General features: G+C 67.1%; 16 protein-coding genes. 12 read left to right on the forward strand and 4 right to left on the reverse strand.

Annotated features, from left to right (window positions below):
* The first annotated feature begins 3 nt into the window (after nucleotides 1-3).
* The gene (locus tag AC6CIE_RS04660) at nucleotides 4-1,299 is read left to right on the forward strand and encodes an O-acetylhomoserine aminocarboxypropyltransferase/cysteine synthase family protein (protein ID WP_175121311.1); all 1,296 of its coding nucleotides are present in this window, start codon (nucleotides 4-6) and stop codon (nucleotides 1,297-1,299) included.
* 37 nt (nucleotides 1,300-1,336) lie between these two features.
* Here the strand turns inward: AC6CIE_RS04660 and AC6CIE_RS04665 are convergent, their stop codons facing one another.
* Entirely contained in the window at nucleotides 1,337-2,266 is a 930-nt protein-coding gene (locus AC6CIE_RS04665; protein WP_498091375.1) for a cupin domain-containing protein, read from the reverse strand.
* Between the two features lie 134 nt (nucleotides 2,267-2,400).
* Between AC6CIE_RS04665 and AC6CIE_RS04670 the strand changes: the two genes are divergently transcribed.
* Genes AC6CIE_RS04670 through AC6CIE_RS04690 form a run of 5 tightly spaced genes read left to right on the forward strand, consistent with a single transcriptional unit; the run spans nucleotide 2,401 to nucleotide 6,944 of the window.
* Nucleotides 2,401-2,958 carry a carboxymuconolactone decarboxylase family protein gene (locus AC6CIE_RS04670; RefSeq protein ID WP_175121313.1) on the forward strand — a complete coding sequence of 186 codons (558 nt, stop codon included), beginning with the start codon at nucleotides 2,401-2,403 and terminating at the stop codon, nucleotides 2,956-2,958.
* Entirely contained in the window at nucleotides 2,955-4,100 is a 1,146-nt protein-coding gene (locus AC6CIE_RS04675) for an acyl-CoA dehydrogenase family protein (RefSeq protein ID WP_498091377.1), read from the forward strand. Before AC6CIE_RS04670 ends, AC6CIE_RS04675 begins: the two co-directional genes overlap by 4 nt.
* Nucleotides 4,097-4,894, forward strand: a complete 798-nt coding sequence (locus tag AC6CIE_RS04680; protein WP_239212710.1) for an ABC transporter ATP-binding protein — start codon at nucleotides 4,097-4,099, stop codon at nucleotides 4,892-4,894. Before AC6CIE_RS04675 ends, AC6CIE_RS04680 begins: the two co-directional genes overlap by 4 nt.
* Nucleotides 4,895-4,917: 23 nt before the next feature.
* Nucleotides 4,918-6,108 carry an ABC transporter substrate-binding protein gene (locus tag AC6CIE_RS04685; protein ID WP_498091379.1) on the forward strand — a complete coding sequence of 397 codons (1,191 nt, stop codon included), beginning with the start codon at nucleotides 4,918-4,920 and terminating at the stop codon, nucleotides 6,106-6,108.
* Nucleotides 6,105-6,944: an ABC transporter permease gene (locus tag AC6CIE_RS04690; RefSeq protein WP_370633036.1), complete on the forward strand. Its 840-nt coding sequence runs from the start codon at nucleotides 6,105-6,107 to the stop codon at nucleotides 6,942-6,944. Before AC6CIE_RS04685 ends, AC6CIE_RS04690 begins: the two co-directional genes overlap by 4 nt.
* 30 nt (nucleotides 6,945-6,974) lie before the next feature.
* On the opposite strand, the gene AC6CIE_RS04695 is transcribed toward AC6CIE_RS04690, so the two are convergent.
* Nucleotides 6,975-7,436 carry a surface-adhesin E family protein gene (locus AC6CIE_RS04695; protein ID WP_175183627.1) on the reverse strand — a complete coding sequence of 154 codons (462 nt, stop codon included), beginning with the start codon at nucleotides 7,434-7,436 and terminating at the stop codon, nucleotides 6,975-6,977.
* Nucleotides 7,437-7,586: 150 nt separating this feature from the next.
* Between AC6CIE_RS04695 and AC6CIE_RS04700 the strand changes: the two genes are divergently transcribed.
* Complete coding sequence (locus AC6CIE_RS04700) at nucleotides 7,587-9,005, forward strand: hypothetical protein (RefSeq protein WP_498091381.1); 1,419 nt, start codon at nucleotides 7,587-7,589, stop codon at nucleotides 9,003-9,005.
* A gap of 88 nt (nucleotides 9,006-9,093) precedes the next feature.
* Here AC6CIE_RS04700 and AC6CIE_RS04705 read toward each other — a convergent pair whose 3' ends face one another.
* Entirely contained in the window at nucleotides 9,094-9,783 is a 690-nt protein-coding gene (locus tag AC6CIE_RS04705) for a GntR family transcriptional regulator (RefSeq protein ID WP_175121319.1), read from the reverse strand.
* A gap of 136 nt (nucleotides 9,784-9,919) precedes the next feature.
* On the opposite strand from AC6CIE_RS04705, the gene araD reads away from it, so the two are divergent.
* The 5 genes from araD to AC6CIE_RS04730 all read left to right on the forward strand — a co-directional run bounded on the left by araD (nucleotide 9,920) and on the right by AC6CIE_RS04730 (nucleotide 15,104).
* Nucleotides 9,920-11,653, forward strand: coding sequence for an L-arabinonate dehydratase (gene araD, locus AC6CIE_RS04710; protein WP_175183625.1), 1,734 nt, complete (start codon nucleotides 9,920-9,922; stop codon nucleotides 11,651-11,653).
* 52 nt (nucleotides 11,654-11,705) lie between these two features.
* Nucleotides 11,706-12,416, forward strand: coding sequence for a ribonuclease activity regulator RraA (locus tag AC6CIE_RS04715; protein ID WP_056561707.1), 711 nt, complete (start codon nucleotides 11,706-11,708; stop codon nucleotides 12,414-12,416).
* A gap of 63 nt (nucleotides 12,417-12,479) precedes the next feature.
* A complete protein-coding gene (locus AC6CIE_RS04720) occupies nucleotides 12,480-13,469 on the forward strand; it encodes a Bug family tripartite tricarboxylate transporter substrate binding protein (RefSeq protein ID WP_105239161.1) in 990 nt (329 codons plus the stop codon).
* 86 nt (nucleotides 13,470-13,555) lie between these two features.
* Complete coding sequence (locus tag AC6CIE_RS04725; RefSeq protein WP_498091383.1) at nucleotides 13,556-14,248, forward strand: HAD-IA family hydrolase; 693 nt, start codon at nucleotides 13,556-13,558, stop codon at nucleotides 14,246-14,248.
* Nucleotides 14,249-14,291: 43 nt separating this feature from the next.
* Nucleotides 14,292-15,104, forward strand: coding sequence for a class I SAM-dependent methyltransferase (locus AC6CIE_RS04730; protein ID WP_498091385.1), 813 nt, complete (start codon nucleotides 14,292-14,294; stop codon nucleotides 15,102-15,104).
* Between the two features lie 13 nt (nucleotides 15,105-15,117).
* Here the strand turns inward: AC6CIE_RS04730 and AC6CIE_RS04735 are convergent, their stop codons facing one another.
* Complete coding sequence (locus AC6CIE_RS04735) at nucleotides 15,118-15,729, reverse strand: TetR/AcrR family transcriptional regulator (protein WP_498091387.1); 612 nt, start codon at nucleotides 15,727-15,729, stop codon at nucleotides 15,118-15,120.
* Between the last annotated feature and the right edge of the window lie 14 nt (nucleotides 15,730-15,743).

Genomic DNA, 15,743 nt, shown 5'->3' on the forward strand with positions numbered 1-15,743 from the left:
CTGATGACTGAAGCGAAGAAGCCCAACTGGCGCCTGGAAACCGTGGCCGTTCATGGCGGCTACCGCCCCGATCCGACCACACGCGCGGTGGCGGTGCCCATCTACCAAACGGTGGCCTATGCGTTCGATGACACGCAGCACGGCGCGGACCTCTTCGATCTGAAGGTCGCGGGCAACATCTACACCCGCATCATGAATCCGACTACCGACGTGCTGGAGCAGCGCGTGGCGGCCCTGGAAGGCGGCATCGCCGCGTTGGCGCTGGCGTCGGGCCAGGCCGCCGTCACGTACGCGATCCTCACCATCGCCGAAGCGGGCGACAACATCATTTCGTCCAGCACGCTGTACGGCGGCACCTACAACCTGTTCGCGCACACGCTGCCGCAATACGGCATCACCACGCGTTTCGCCGACCCGTCCGATCTGGCCGCCTTCGAGGCGCAGATCGACGACCGCACCAAGGCCATCTTCGCGGAATCGGTCGGCAATCCACTGGGCAACATCACCGACATCGGCGCGTTGGCCGAGATCGCGCATCGCCACGGCCTGCCGCTGATCGTCGACAACACCGTGCCGTCGCCGTACCTGCTGCGTCCCATCGAGCACGGCGCCGACATCGTGGTGCAGTCGCTGACCAAGTATCTGGGCGGACACGGCACCAGCCTGGGCGGCGCCATCATCGACTCGGGCAAGTTCCCGTGGGCCGAGCACAAGGCCCGCTTCAAGCGCCTGAACGAGCCGGACGTCAGCTACCACGGCGTGGTCTATACCGAAGCCTTCGGTCCCGCCGCGTATATCGGCCGTGCGCGCGTGGTGCCGCTGCGCAACACCGGCGCGGCGATCTCGCCGTTCAATTCATTCCAGATCCTGCAAGGCATCGAGACGCTGGCGCTGCGGGTGGACCGCATCGTGGAAAACGCAGTCAAGATCGCCAGCTACCTGCGCGAGCACCCGAAGGTGGAATGGGTGAATTACGCGGGCCTGCCGAATCATCCGGACCATGCGCTGGCCAAGAAGTACCTGGGCGGCAAGGTGCCGGGACTCTTTACGTTCGGCGTGAAGGGCGGCCGCGACGCCGGCGCGCGCTTCCAGGACGCGCTGCAGCTCTTCACGCGTCTCGTCAACATCGGCGACTCCAAGTCTTTGGCAACGCACCCGGCATCCACCACGCACCGCCAGTTGAACGCCGAGGAACTGAAAAAGGCCGGCGTGCGCGAGGAAACCGTGCGCCTGTCCATCGGCATCGAGCACATCGACGACCTGATCGCCGATCTGGAACAGGCGCTGGCACAGGTGTAAACGCGCGAGCCGACGCTCGCACCGGGCTGGAAACCGATCAGACCGATGCGGGCCGGCGCCGTCGCAAGGCGGACGGCGCCATGCCTTCCGTGCGCTGGAACACCCGGCTGAAGGCGGCCTGGGACTGGTAACCCACGCGTTCGGCGGCCTCCTGGATGCCCATGCCCTGATCCAGCAACCGCCGCGCCACACGCATGCGCAGCAACTGCAATAGCTGCGCGGGCGTGGTGCCGCTTTGCAGCGTGAAGCGGCGGTGGAAGGTGGCCTTGGACATGTGGACGCGGTCCGCCATGTCCTGCATGCTCCAGGGCGCGGCGGGCTCGGCCAATATCGCCTGCAGCAGTCCGGCCATTGCCGGATCGCGCGCCAGCACGAAAAGGCCGTGCGCCTGGCGGTCCTGAATCGCCAGGTGGCGCAGCATGAAGAAGATCAGCAGGTCCGTCAGCCGCTCCAGCACGACGGGCGAGGCGGATGGCTCCCTTGTGGTTTCGTCCAGGATCAGGTCGAACACACCGCGTGCGGCGCGAAAGCGGTCGTCGTCCGCGCGCAGCAGCAGATAGTCGGGCAGGGTGTCGGCCAGCAAATCGGCGAGCCCCGGGCGAAACTGGAAGAACCCGCAGGCAAGGCCCGTGCCGTCAGGCTGACGCGGCGATAGCGGTTGCATCGGGCCGCACACGGCGCCGGTGCTGGCGGACGGCTGCAGGGGCGTCAACACATGGGCGATGTCTCGCAGGAAGAAGATGCCGTCGCCCGCCGCCAATGTGTGCGATTCCTGGCGCGATGCAATGTCCGCGCGGCAACGGCCGTGCAGGATCAGGTGAAAACTGGCGCGGGCGCGCCCGCTGGTGCTGGCGGTCCAGTTGCCGCAGTATTGGCCCAGATGATAAAGACTGGATTGCACCTCCAGGCTGGAGAGCAGCACGGCGTCCACGGCGGCTTGATCGGTGAGGGCGGAATCGAGGGTCAAGGTGGCGTTCGGTTATAAGCGCATAGCTGAAAGTCGATAAGATCTAGCATCAAGTTGCGATCCTCGTGCATTGTCGCTTGCGGGGCGCTGCACGCAAAATGGTGTTTTCAATCGATAGCCCAATGGAGATCTTCATGGCCCGTCTGACCGTGCACACCGCGCAAAGCGCGCCCGAACCCACCCAGGCGGCGTTGGCCGCAGCCGAGAAGGGCGCAGGGTATCTGTCCAACCTGCTGGGCGTGCTGGCCAGCGCGCCCGCCGCGCTCGAGGCCTACCAGACGCTGTCGCAGATCAATGCGCGCGCCGGCCTGACGCTGCAGGAGCGCGAGGTCGTGCAACTGGTTGCCGGCACGCTGCACGGCTGCACTTTCTGCGTGGCGGGCCACACCGCGCTGGCGCGCAACAAGGCCAAGCTGTCTCCCGAAGTCGTGGACGCGCTGCGCGCGCAGGGCACGCTGCCCGACGCGCGTTTGCAGGCGCTGGCGGCATTTACGCAAGCGGTGATCCGCACGCGCGGCCGCGTCGACGATGCGGAACTCAAGGCCTTGCGCGATGCGGGCTTCACCGAGGGCAATGCGCTCGAGGTGATTCTGGGCGTGGGCCTGGCCACGATCTGCAACTTTGCCAACAACCTGGCGCAGACCCCCTTGAACGAACAACTTAGCGAATACGCCTGGAGCGGCGCGCAATGACGGCGCAGACCGCGACCCGGCATCCTGACGCGACCGACCTGGCCGGCGGCGCGATCCTGCCGCAGGACCTGCAAGATTGGCTTACGCAACATGCCGAGGCGCTGGACGACGGCAGCCTTGACGCCGCCACGGTGCTGCCGCGGCTGGCGTCGGCGGGGCTGTTCCGCATCGGCGTGCCCGAGGCGCAGGGCGGCCTGGCCGGCACCGATATCGGCGATGCGATCGAGGCGGTGTCGCAGGTGGCTGAACGCTCGGTCGCCAGCGCGTTCGTCGCGTGGGGCCAGCGCGTCTTCATCGAGTATCTGCTGACCAGCCCCAATGCGGCGCTGGCCGAGCGCTGGCTCGCGCCGTTGCTTGCCGGCGAACTGGCGGGCGCCACGGCGCTGTCCAACGCCATGAAGTTCCTGAGCGGCATCGAGTCGCTGCAGATTGCGGCACGCGATGTCGACGGACAGTGGACGCTGGACGGCCGCATGCCCTGGGTGACGAATCTGCGGCCGCAGGGCTTTCTCGTCGCGGCGGCCGTCACTGCGCCCGACGGCACGCCCGCGGTTGTCGCGCTGCCGCACGATATTGCCGGACTGGAACGCAGTGCGGACCTGTCGCTGCTGGCGCTGCAGTCCAGCAACACTGCTGCGCTGGATGTGCGCGGCGTGCGCATCGGTCCTGAATGGCTGATCCACGCCGACGCGCGGCAGTATCTGCCGGGCGCGCGTCCGGCGTTCGCCGGCCTGCAATGCGGCCTGTCAATTGGCCTGGCCCGCCGGGCCTTGCAGGCGGCCGGGCAAGTGGGGCAGGGCCAGGCGTCGCGCGGCATCCTGGGCCAACCGTTGCAGGCGCTGTCCGCGCAACTCGACGAGTTGACGGCCAGCCTCATTGCAGGCGTGCGCAGTCAGCGTTTTGTAGCCGAACCGTGGGCCTTGTTCGAAATCCGCATTGCGCTTGCAGAAGTGGCGAACGCGGCGGTGCAGCTTGAACTGCAAGCCAGCGGCGGCGCGGCCTACCTGAAGCCTGGTGGCGCCGGCTTTGCGCGGCGCTGGCGCGAGGCGGCGTTCCTGCCCATCGTCACGCCGAGCCTGGTGCAGTTGAAGACCGAACTGGCCAAGCGCCAGGCCCGGCTCGCCGCGCAGGCCGCCTCATGACGGTGGCTCCGCTGCCGGTGTTGCAGGCCCGGGGCCTGGCGCTGCGCTACCCCGGCGCGGACGGCGCCGTCTTTGACGGCGTCGACCTGGATCTGGCGCGCGGCGAAGTGGTCGCGGTGCTGGGCGCCAGCGGTGCGGGCAAATCCAGCCTGCTGCGCGTCCTGGCCGGCCTGCAGCCCGCCACCGCCGGGACGCTGCTGATGGAAGGCGCGCCGCTCACCGGCGTGCACCCGCGCGTGGCGGTGGCGTTTCAGGATCCGAGCCTGTTGCCCTGGCTGTCGCTGGAACGCAATGTTTCCTTCGGACTGGACTTCAAGCATCAGCCGGCGCTGACGGATGCGCAGCGCCGCGCGCGCGTGACGCAGGCCATCGACGAAGTGGGACTGGCGCATGCGCGGCATCTGCGTCCGGCGCAATTGTCGGGCGGCATGGCGCAGCGCACGGCGCTGGCGCGATGCCTGGCGCGCCAGCCGTCGGTGCTGCTGCTGGACGAACCCTTTGGCGCGCTGGACGAGGTCACGCGTGGCGACATGCAGGAACTGCTTCGCAAGGTGGTCGCCGACTTCCAGACGGCGGCCGTCCTGATCACGCATGACATCGATGAAGCGCTGCTGCTGGCCGACCGCATCGTGCTGCTGGGCGGCACGCCAGGGCGCATCCTGGGCGTGTGGCAGGTGGATCTGCCCCAGCCGCGCGCCGATCTGCTGCCGGAAATGGGCGCGCTGCGCCTGGAGATCCTTACCCGCCTGCGCGCCGCGCTGCGGACCTCGCGCGGCGCTGCCGTGCCTGCCTGACCCACCTCGCTAGGAGCTTTCTGATGTGCCTTGAACACATGTCGCGTCGCGACTGGTTGAAACTCTCGGCCCTGCTGACCGCCGGCGGCGCCGCATCTTTGCTGTCGGCCTTCAATGCCCGGGCGCAGTCGGAGCCGGACGCGCCCGTGCGCATCGGCTATCTGCCCATCACCGACGCCGCGCCGCTGCTTGTGGCGCACAACAATGGCTTGTTCGACAAGGCGGGCGTCAAGGCCGAAAAGCCCGTGCTGCTGCGCAGTTGGGCGCAGGTGATCGAAGCCTTCATCTCGGGCCAGGTGAACGTGGTGCATCTGCTGTCGCCGATGACGGTGTGGGCGCGCTTTGGCAGCAAGGTGCCCGCCAAGGTGGTGGCCTGGAATCACGTTGGCGGCTCCGGCCTGACCGTCGCGCCCGCCGTCAACAGCGTGAAGGAACTGGGCGGCAAGACGGTGGCAATCCCGTTCTGGTATTCCATCCACAACGTCATGCTGCAGTACCTGCTGCGCGAAAACGGGCTGACGCCGGTGGCGCGCAAGGACGGCGCGCCGGCCGCCAACGAAGTGAACCTGGTCGTCATGGCGCCCGCGGACATGCCGCCCGCTTTGGCGCAGCAGCGCATTGCGGGCTACATCGTGGCCGAGCCGTTCAACGCGGCGGCTGAAACCCTGGGCGTGGGCAAGGTGCTGCGCTTCACCGGCGACATCTGGCGCAACCATGCTTGCTGCGTCGTCTTCATGCACGAGCGGGACCTGACGCAGCGGCCGGAATGGTCGCAGAAGGTGGTGGATGCCATCGTGCAGGCGCAGCTCTGGATCCGCGACAACCGGGCCGAGACGGCGCGGCTGCTCTCCAAAGAGGGCATCAACCGCTACACCCCGCACACGCTGCCGGCGTTGTCCAAGGTGCTGGCGCCGCCGCCCGAGGACCGCGAGCAGTACCTGGCCAGCGGCGCGATCCGGCATGCCGATTGGGACGAACGCCGCATCGACTTCCAGCCGTATCCGTTTCCCAGCTACACCGAGGAACTGGTGCGGCGGCTGCGCGACACGCTGATCGAGGCGGACCGCGGATTCCTGGCCGACCTGGATCCGGCGCGTGCGGCGGCCGAACTGGTGGACGATCGCTATGTCCGGCGGGCAATCGAAACGGCCGGTGGCCTGACGCGCTTCGGCTTTCCCGACGCGTACAGCCGGACCGAGCTGGTGCAGGCGTGACGGGGCGCGAGTCCGTGGCACAGGCGCCGCCCGACGTGCAGCGGCAGGCGGCGGCGCCTGCCCGTCGCACAAGGGCGTCTGGCCTGGGTCTGGGCGCGCGCTACGCGCTCGGCTTGGGCGGGTTGGGGCTCCTGCTGGCGCTGTGGTGGCTGGGCACGGAAGTCCTGGCGCCGGCGGGCGGCATGGCCCGGCGCTTTGCGCCCGGACCCACCTTCGTCAGCCTGGGCGAATTGCTGTCCGGCTCGGACCTGCCGCACCACATCCTGGTCAGCCTGCGGCGCATCGCGGTGGGCTTGGGGCTGGCCTTGGCGATCGGCGTGCCGCTGGGCCTGGCGATCGGCAGCTGGCGCCGGCTGGAGGCGGCCGCATCGCCCGCCATGCAATTCCTGCGCATGATCTCGCCGCTGTCGTGGATGCCGATCGCGGTCATGGTATTTGGCGTCGGGGACGATCCCGTTTACTTCCTGCTGGCGTTCGCGGCGGTCTGGCCGATCGTGCTGAACACGGCTGCCGGCGTGCAGCAGCTTGATCCGCGTTGGCTGCAATTGGCGCAGAGCGTGGCAGCGACCCGCTGGGAGACGCTGCGCAGCGTCATCCTGCCCGGCGTGATGGGCCACATCCTGACCGGCGTGCGGTTGGCGATCGGCATCCTGTGGATCGTGCTGGTCCCGTGCGAAATGCTGGGCGTGTCGGCCGGCATGGGGTATTTCATCCTGGACACGCGCGACCGGCTGGCGTATTCGGAACTGATGGCGATGGTGCTGATGATCGGCGTGCTGGGGTTCCTGCTGGACGCCGGCGCACGGGCGTTGTACCGCTACTGGCGCGGCCAGTAGCGACCCGGGGTGGCTACCCCGTGCCACCCGCTACTTGCGCGCGCTTTTGCCGTTTGCTGCGCACACCAGGTCTCGCAGCCGCCGCTGCACCGGGTCGCGCGTGACGGGCGCGTTGCGGATGCCCGCCACCGGGATGGACTCCACGATCGCCCCGGTGGCGTCGTTGCCCGCGTGGTGCAGAACCTGGGTGACGGTATAGGTGTCGGCCGCGCAGTTCAGCGTCACCGGCTGGGTCACCGAGCCGTAGGGTTGGCCATTGGCCTCGGAGATGCGCGGCTGCGCGTAGAACCAGGCCACCGTCACCGCGCGTACCGTTGGACTTTCGGACACGGTGCGGATGGAATTGCTGTCGTAGAACACGCCCGGCATCGTCTGCGGGTCGACCGGCACCCAGGCCGGATCGTTGGCGGCGGCGCCATGCGCCATCGGGCCGCCGCTCGCCCCGACAAACAGGGCCAGGGCGAGGAGGGCAGAAGGGGGCCTTGCGGTCATGGGCGATTCCGTGGTGTCGGGGCAGGGGCGCGCGTCCGGTAAGACGTGAGCATGCGTTACGCCAGTATAGAGAACCGGGCGCAACGCGCTATAGTTCCGTCCGTTCGATAAATGTGGCTGGCGGCGTGGGGGGCTGGCATTATGCCCGGCATGCCTGGACCCAAGACCATCAGACTCGTGGCCGCTGGCCTGGCGGTCATCACCGCCGCCGTGCTGGCGCGCGGCATCTACCAGATCATCCCGATGGGCGATCCGCTGCCGCGCAGCGAGGTCGTGGGTGAACTCAATGGCCCGGCGCTGGCGTCTTACTCGCGCGTTGCCATCCAGCGTTACGGCGAACGCCAATTGCTGACCGGCCAGCTTCTGGTCACCGCCAAGGACATTGACGGCCTGGCGCAGGCGCCCGTGCTGGACACGCAGATCCCGGCGCTGAAAGACAGGCTGCAAAAGCAGCGGATCCAGCTCGCGCAGACCGGCGCCATCACCGCCATGGCGCATGGCCACGGCGATCTGGCCCTGACCATGCTGCAGACCGGCCGGTCCACCACCGATACGCGCAACCTGATCTACGGAGGACGGGGCACCGGCGTATTCGAGCTGCTGGGCTCCATCAGCGGCGATACCGGCGTAACGTTGATCGGTGCGCCCGGCGGCGAGCCGCTGTACCTGATCACCAGCACCCTGCGCAGTCCGGGCGAAGGCGATCAGCCCGCGGCCTGGGATGCGCTGCGTTCCGACGACCTGGGCGTCACGTGGACCTACGACCCCGACGTGACGCTGGGCGTGCCGCAGATGCACACGGCCTTTCTCACCGACCGGCTGGCGATTGCCCTGGAAAACCACGAGACCGGCGTGCGCCTGCTGCATAGCTGCGACGGCGCCAAGCACTGGTCGGCGACGCGGCTGAAAGAGCAGGTGTGGCCGGATTCGGCCGCGTTCGAGCGCAAGTTCGCCGAGATAGCGGAGCGGGATCGCAAGGCGTACGGCACGGAGCAATTGGGCTATGGCTGGTCGCTCTACCCGCTGGACGACACGCGCGCGGTGGGCTGGAGCTGGCGCACCCGCGTGCGGCCGGAAGGCCAGGACGCGCCCGAATTGATCGAGACGCGCCGCTTCGAAGTGCAATTCCAGGAAGGCGCGTCGCCCGCGTTCCGCATTACGCCGGACGTTGCCCGGGTGCCCGCCCAGGACGCCCATGCGCTGCTGACGCGCGATCAGCCCGTCTTCGAAACCGAAGGCGACACCATCTACCAACTGGACAAGACCGGCATGGCCTGGGTGAAGCGATCACGCTCGCCGAACGTGCGCGGCGCGGCGTCGTGGATCGGGCAGGCGTGGTTCGGGCGCAATGCGTGGGTCATCAAGACCTACGCCGAACAGCTGTTCTCGGGCAACGAATACACGAAAACCTACTTCTACAGCCGCGACAAGGGCAGGTCCTGGCGGCCATTCCAGTTGTCGCACGAGCAGGAGCGCGGGCTGCTAGGCCTGGACCAGACCGGCGACGGCTTGCTGTCGCTTGCGGAACGCAACGGCAAGACCGTCATTCAGCGGTATCCGCTGGATTGAGTCCGCGATAGCGGCACGCCACCGCGTTCGCCAGCAGGCGTCCGCCAATCGGCCGTCGGTTCATCCTTCAGCCGCAGCGCGCCCCCGGCTAATCGGTCACCACATATTCCGGATAACGCTTGCAGATTTCAGCCACCTGGCTGAGCGTGCCCGACAGGTGCTCGCGCAGCACCTGTTGCGCCCGGGCAGGATCCTGCGCGGCGATGGCGTCCACCAGCCGCTGATGATCGTCCAGGATGCGTTCCGCCTTGCCGGCTTCCGGCAGATGCAACCGCCGCAGCCGATCCAGGTGGCCGCTGTAGCGCTGCGCCATTTCCCACAGGCTGGCCACGCCGGCGGCTTCATGCATGTCGCGGTGAAACGCCTGGTCGGCGTTGATGAATTGCTGGTATTCGCCGGTGGCGTGGGCGGCGCGCTGCAGGTCGATGGAGGCCTGCAGGCGCTGGAGCAGCATCGGGTCGGGCCGCTGCGCCAGCAGGTGGACGATTTCCAGTTCCAGCGAGCGGCGCAGGAAATGCGCCTGCCGGGCGGCCGCGATGTCGACGCGGCTGACCACCGTGGTGTGCTGCGGGTAGATTTCGACCAGGGCTTCCTCGGCCAGCCGCATGAGCGCATCGCGGATGGGCGTCTGGCTCAGACCGTAGCACTCGGCCAGGGTGACGCGCGATAGCGGTGCGCCAGGTACGAGTTCGAGCGAAATGATCTGGCGCCGCAGGTGTTCGAAAACCTGTGGGGCCGCGTGGCGGGAGCGATCCAGTCTGAGCTTCTGGCTTTGCATCGAGTAAACATGTCGAGGTTCCGCGCAGGAATGGGCGGATGGCGAATGCCGCAGTGTAGCGGGTTTTCACCTAGCTGACGCACTAATGTATTAGTGTTTAAATGCTTTGACTCTTACTCCGCATCCTCGTATCCCCATGAAACGCACCTACGAAAGCTTGCGCAGCGCTGCCTGGATGGCCAAGGACGATCTGCGCTCCTTTGGTCACCGTTCCCGCATGATGCAGATGGGCTACGGCCCCGACGATTGGGCGGGACGCCCGGTCATCGCCATCATCAACACCTGGTCCGACCTGAATCCCTGTCATAGCCACTTCAAGCAACGCGTCGAAGATGTCAAGCGCGGCGTGTTCCAGGCGGGCGGCTTTCCGGTGGAGTTGCCCGCGATCTCGGTGTCGGAGTCCTTCGTCAAGCCGACCACCATGCTGTACCGCAACTTCCTGGCCATGGAGACCGAGGAGCTGCTGCGCAGCCATCCGGTGGACGGCGCCGTCCTGATGGGCGGCTGCGACAAGACCACCCCCGGCCTCATCATGGGCGCCATCAGCGCCGGCCTGCCGTGCGTCTACGTGCCCGCCGGCCCCATGCTGCGCGGCAACTGGAAGGGCAAGATTCTGGGTTCCGGGTCGGACGCCTGGAAGCTCTGGGACGAACGCCGCGCCGGCAAGATCACGCAGGAACAATGGACGGAAGTGGAAGGCGGCATTGCCCGCAGCTACGGCACCTGCATGACGATGGGCACCGCCAGCACCATGACCGCCATCGCCGAGGCCATCGGCATGACGCTGCCCGGCGCCTCGTCCATCCCTGCTGCGGATGTGAACCACATGCGCATGTCGGCCGAGTGCGGCCGGCGTGTGGTCGAGATGGTCTGGGACGACCTGACGCCGCAGCGCATCCTGAGCGTGGCGTCGTTCAAGAACGCCATCAACGTCGCTATGGCGATGGGCTGTTCCACCAACGCCATCATCCACCTGGTCGCCATGTCGCGCCGGGCGGGCTGCGCCGTGGGCCTGGACGATTTCGACGCGGCCAGCCGCAAGGTGCCGGTCATCGCCAATATCCGGCCCAGCGGCGACACCTACCTGATGGAAGACTTCTATTACGCAGGCGGCCTGCCGGCGCTGATGTCGCGCCTGCAGGACGCCCACCTGGACCTGTCGGCCATGACGGTCACCGGCAAGACGCTGGGCGAGAACATTGCGGGCGCCGAGGTCTACAACGACGACGTGATCCGCAAGCTGGACGAGGCAATCTACGACGAGGGCGCGCTGGCTGTGCTGCGCGGCAATATTGCGCCGGACGGCTGCGTCATCAAGCCCAGCGCCTGCGCGCCGCAATACCTGCGCCACACCGGTCCCGCGCTGGTCTTTGACGACTACCCCAGCATGAAGGCCGCGGTCGAGGACGAGAATCTGGACGTCACCGCCGACCACATCATGATCCTGCGCAACGCCGGTCCGCAGGGCGGTCCCGGCATGCCGGAGTGGGGCATGCTGCCGATCCCGACCAAGCTGGTCAAGCAGGGCGTGCGTGACATGCTGCGCCTGTCGGATGCCCGCATGAGCGGCACCAGCTACGGCGCCTGCATCCTGCACGTCGCGCCCGAAAGCTACATCGGCGGCCCGCTGGCGCTGGTCAAGACCGGCGACACGATCACCGTGGACGTGCCCGCCCGCACCATCAACCTGAACATCAGCGACGAGGAAATGGCCGCGCGCCGCGCCGCCTGGACGCCGCCGCCCAAGCGTTACGAGCGTGGTTACGGCTGGATGTATTCCAAGCACATCCTGCAGGCCAACGACGGCTGCGACCTGGACTTCCTGGAAACGGAATTCGGCGCGCCCGTGCCCGAACCCGCCATCTTCTGATTCCCGTCATTTTCAGATCCCCGATCACATACCCGGAGCCATCGTGTCCCAAATGAATCCCGAAACCCGCGCCCGGCTGGCCGGCGTCAGCACCGCCACCCTGTGCACGGCCCTGTTCAAGCGCGGCCTGCGCAACCAGTTCATCCAGGACGTGCGCCCGCTGAACGCCAACCTGCCCAACATGGTCGGCCCGGCCTTCACGCTGCGCTACATCCCCGCGCGCGAAGACCTGAACACGATCAAGGTGTTCGAAGACCGCGCGCATCCACAGCGCGCCGCGGTTGAGACCTGCCCGGAAGGCGCGGTCTTCGTCATCGACAGCCGCAAGGATGCGCGCGCCGCGTCCGCAGGCTCCATTCTGGTCACCCGCCTGATGAAGCGTGGCGTGGCGGGCGTGGTCACCGACGGGGGCTTTCGCGATTCCCCCGAAATCGCCGAGATGGGCTTTCCCGCCTATCACCAGCGTCCGTCCGCACCCACCAACCTGACGTTGCACCAGGCGCTGGACATCAATGCACCCATCGGCTGCGGCGATGTGGCCGTGTGGCCGGGCGACATCGTCGTGGGCGACCGCGAAGGCGTGGTGGTGATTCCGGCCCATCTGGCCGACGAGATCGCCCTGGAAGCAGTCGAAATGACCGCCTTCGAGGATTTCGTGACCAGCCAGGTGCAAGGCGGCGCGTCCATCCTGGGCCTGTACCCGCCCACCGATCCGGGCACGAAGGACAAATTCGCCGCCTGGCGCAAAGAGCAGGGCCGTTGAGCCTTGCCGCCGGCTCGGCCGGCACCCCGATACATACCTATAAAACAAGGCAGGAGACAAATCATGAACACGCAACGACGGGGCGCGCTGGCCGCGCTTCTGGCCGGCGCGGTCTTCGGGACGCTGGCGTTGCCCGCCAGCGCCGCCGACTGGCCCACGCAAAAGCCGATTTCCTATGTGGTGCCGTTCACCGTGGGCGGTTCGACGGACGTGGTGGGCCGGGTGCTGGCGCAGAAGCTGGGCGACCGCCTGAAGCAGAACGTCGTCGTCGAAAACAAGCCGGGCGCCGCCGGCGGCATCGGCGCCACCTACGTCGCCAAGGCGCCGCCCGACGGCTACACCTTGTTCGGCGGCACGATCAGCACCCATGCCATCAACGCCAGCCTGTACAAGAACCTGAAGTACGACCCGGTTAAAGACTTCGAGCCGGTGTCGCTGATCGCCTTCCTGCCCAACGTGCTGCTGGTGGATCCGAATCTGGGCGTGAACTCGGTGGCCGACCTGATCGCGCTGCTCAAGCGCGACCCCACCAAGCGCACGTTCGCGTCCTCGGGGGCCGGAACCTCGACGCACCTGGCCGGTGAGCTGTTCGCCGGCATGATCGGCGTGCCGCTCACGCACGTGCCGTACAAGGGCACGCCGCCCGCCATGGTGGATGTCTCGTCCGGCGCGGTGACGTTCATGTTCGACCAGATGACGGCGGCGCTGCCGCTGCTGCAGACCGGCAAGCTCAAGCTGCTGGCCGTCACCACCAAGGACCGCATCGCCCTCGCGCCCGAGGTCCCGACCATGCAGGAAGCAGGCGTGCCGGGCTTCCAGATGGCGTCCTGGCAGGCGGTGTACGCGCCCAAGGGCACGCCCAAGCCCATTTTGGACAAGCTGGCCGCCGAGATCGCCCTGATCCTGAAAGAACCCGACGTGCAGGAAAAGCTGGGCAAGACCATGGGCATGGAACTGGTCGGCAGCACGCCCGACGAGCTTCGGGAGCTGATGGCGACCGAGATTCCGCGCTGGGCGGAAGTGGTGAAGAAGTCGGGCGCGTCAGTCGAGTAACACGACGCTAGTGTGAGCGAGGCCGCGCAGCGCTAAGCTATATGTTTGGGTCTGGTCGACCGCCAGACCCAACGCGGAGCCTCCCTATGACCGATTTGACTGCCCTGGCAGGGGCCACCATTGCCTTCGATCTCGACGGAACTCTGGTCGAGTCTGCCCCCGACCTGATCGGATCGGTAAATGCCGTGTTGATCGCGCACGGCTATCAGCCCTTGCCCTACGAGCGGGGCCGGCCATTTGTCAGCCGAGGCGCCCGGTGGTTGTTGGAGTTTGGGCTGACAAGCGCTGGCGAGCCCGAACCGGCGGCGCGCGCGGCCGCGCTGTTTGGCGGCTTCATCGCCTACTACAGTGACCATATTGCGGACGAGACTCGGCCGTTCCCCGGGGCGATAGACGCCCTGAAAACGCTCCGCTCGGCGGGCGCCACATTGGTCGTGTGCACCAACAAGCCCACCGGTCTGTCGCGCAGCCTTCTGACCAAGCTTCATATGGCAGGTTTGTTCGACGGCGTGGTAGGCATCGACGCGGAGTCTGCGGCCAAGCCCAATCCCGCACACTTGATCGAAGCCGTGCAGGCCGTGGGTGGCAATCTGGCTCGCACCGTCATGGTGGGTGATGCCGACACCGATGCGGGCGCCGCGCGCGGGGCCGGCACGCCGCTGGTGCTGGTCGACTTTGGGTATACGGAAATCCCTGCCGCGGAACTTGCGCCGGACGTGCTCCTGCATGGCTTCGACGACCTGGCGCAAGCCTGCGCGGCGTTGCTCGACTCTCCATAGGCCGGCGCGCTGACGGCGCGCGGGGTGTTCAAGGAGTAGCACCATGACCGACTTCGACAAGGCATTCATCGGTTCGATTCCGAAGCTTTACGACTCCCTGATGGTCCCCATGATCTTCGCGCCCTATGCGGCGGGCATGGCGGAGCGGGTAGCAGGGTTTTCGCCGCGCGCGGTGCTGGAAACGGCGGCGGGCAGCGGAGCGGTCACACGGGCGCTGGCGCCGCGGTTGGGCGCCGGGACGCGCTATGTGGCCACCGACCTCAATCAGCCTATGCTCGATTACGCAGCCGCCCGCCAGGTAGACGGCGACCGTATCGAATGGCGGCAGGCGGATGCCATGCACCTGCCGTTCGAGGACGAAACCTTTGACGTCGTGTGCTGCCAGTTTGGCGCGATGTTTTTTCCTGACCGAATAGGCGCCTATGCCGAGGCGCGCCGGGTCCTGCAGCCCGGCGGGCGCTTTGTCTTCAGCGTGTGGGACAGCGTTCAAGAGAATGAATTTGCTGCCGTTGTCGCACAGGCGGTCGCCGAGATGTTTCCGGAGAACCCCCCGGTCTTCATCGCTCGCACGCCTCATGGTTACTACGACAAGGCGCGAATCCAGGATGACCTGCGCCGGGCGGGCTTTGAAGACGTGCAAATCGAGACGCACGAGGAAGTCAGCCGTGCGCAATCCGCGCAGGAAGCGGCAACCGCCTACTGTCAGGGCACACCCCTGCGCAACGAAATCGAAGCGCGCGACGCAAGTCTGCTGATGCCCACCACGGAGCGAGCGGCGCAGGCTCTGGCCGACCGCTACGGCGCCGGTCCGATCACAGGAAAGATCCAGGCGCACGTGGTCACCGCAACAAAATAGGGCAGTCCAAATCCTATTTTTCAGGGGGGCGTGCGTGTTTCACCATGTTCACGATGATCCGGAACAACTCGGCCCGCGCGGCTTGCTGCGTGATCTCGCCTGCGACCGCCGCCTGCGAGAGCGCGTCGGCCGCGCCCAGCATGCCCCACAGACTGGCCAAGGAAACCCCTTGGGAGCCGGCGAACGGCGCCAGGATGTCCTGGCATTTCCTGATGAACGCGTGCTGATATTGCGTCTTTACCGCGGCCAGTTCCGGTGAGCCATTCAACGCAGCCAGCACGCCCGGGATTTCACGCCCCTGCGCCGACACGCATTCCACGTACCGGGTGGCGATGACGTCTGCCTTGTCTTGCAGCGTGGGTTTGCTGGCGGCGATGGCGTCGTCGATGATCGCCGTCTGCCGTTGGTCGAAATCCTGATACAGCGCCGCCAGCAGCCCGTTGCGGGTGCCGAAGTGGTCATAGACGACCGGCTTGGATACGCCGGCCTGTTCAGCAAGCCGGCCCAGCGTCAGCGCGTCCGTGCCTTCGTCGCGGATCAGCGCCCAGGACACGTCGATGAGCTGGCGTTGCCGCGCGTCCTTGGACAACCGGCGGCGGGGAGAGGGGGCGGATAGGGACGTCATCAAGGGTCTCTTCA

This window comes from Achromobacter sp. GQ309 (assembly GCF_059759315.1).

Bases quoted from the DNA above. Each gene is read 5' to 3' on its own strand.
- AC6CIE_RS04670 (WP_175121313.1), top strand. From the start codon at position 2,401: ATGGCCCGTCTGACCGTGCACACCGCGCAAAGCGCGCCCGAACCCACC.
- AC6CIE_RS04705 (WP_175121319.1), bottom strand. From the start codon at position 9,783: ATGCAAAGCCAGAAGCTCAGACTGGATCGCTCCCGCCACGCGGCCCCA.
- AC6CIE_RS04675 (WP_498091377.1), top strand. From the start codon at position 2,955: ATGACGGCGCAGACCGCGACCCGGCATCCTGACGCGACCGACCTGGCC.
- AC6CIE_RS04660 (WP_175121311.1), top strand. From the start codon at position 4: ATGACTGAAGCGAAGAAGCCCAACTGGCGCCTGGAAACCGTGGCCGTT.
- AC6CIE_RS04685 (WP_498091379.1), top strand. From the start codon at position 4,918: ATGTGCCTTGAACACATGTCGCGTCGCGACTGGTTGAAACTCTCGGCC.
- araD (WP_175183625.1), top strand. From the start codon at position 9,920: ATGAAACGCACCTACGAAAGCTTGCGCAGCGCTGCCTGGATGGCCAAG.
- AC6CIE_RS04725 (WP_498091383.1), top strand. From the start codon at position 13,556: ATGACCGATTTGACTGCCCTGGCAGGGGCCACCATTGCCTTCGATCTC.
- AC6CIE_RS04715 (WP_056561707.1), top strand. From the start codon at position 11,706: ATGAATCCCGAAACCCGCGCCCGGCTGGCCGGCGTCAGCACCGCCACC.
- AC6CIE_RS04720 (WP_105239161.1), top strand. From the start codon at position 12,480: ATGAACACGCAACGACGGGGCGCGCTGGCCGCGCTTCTGGCCGGCGCG.
- AC6CIE_RS04695 (WP_175183627.1), bottom strand. From the start codon at position 7,436: ATGACCGCAAGGCCCCCTTCTGCCCTCCTCGCCCTGGCCCTGTTTGTC.
- AC6CIE_RS04735 (WP_498091387.1), bottom strand. From the start codon at position 15,729: ATGACGTCCCTATCCGCCCCCTCTCCCCGCCGCCGGTTGTCCAAGGAC.
- AC6CIE_RS04700 (WP_498091381.1), top strand. From the start codon at position 7,587: ATGCCTGGACCCAAGACCATCAGACTCGTGGCCGCTGGCCTGGCGGTC.
- AC6CIE_RS04730 (WP_498091385.1), top strand. From the start codon at position 14,292: ATGACCGACTTCGACAAGGCATTCATCGGTTCGATTCCGAAGCTTTAC.
- AC6CIE_RS04680 (WP_239212710.1), top strand. From the start codon at position 4,097: ATGACGGTGGCTCCGCTGCCGGTGTTGCAGGCCCGGGGCCTGGCGCTG.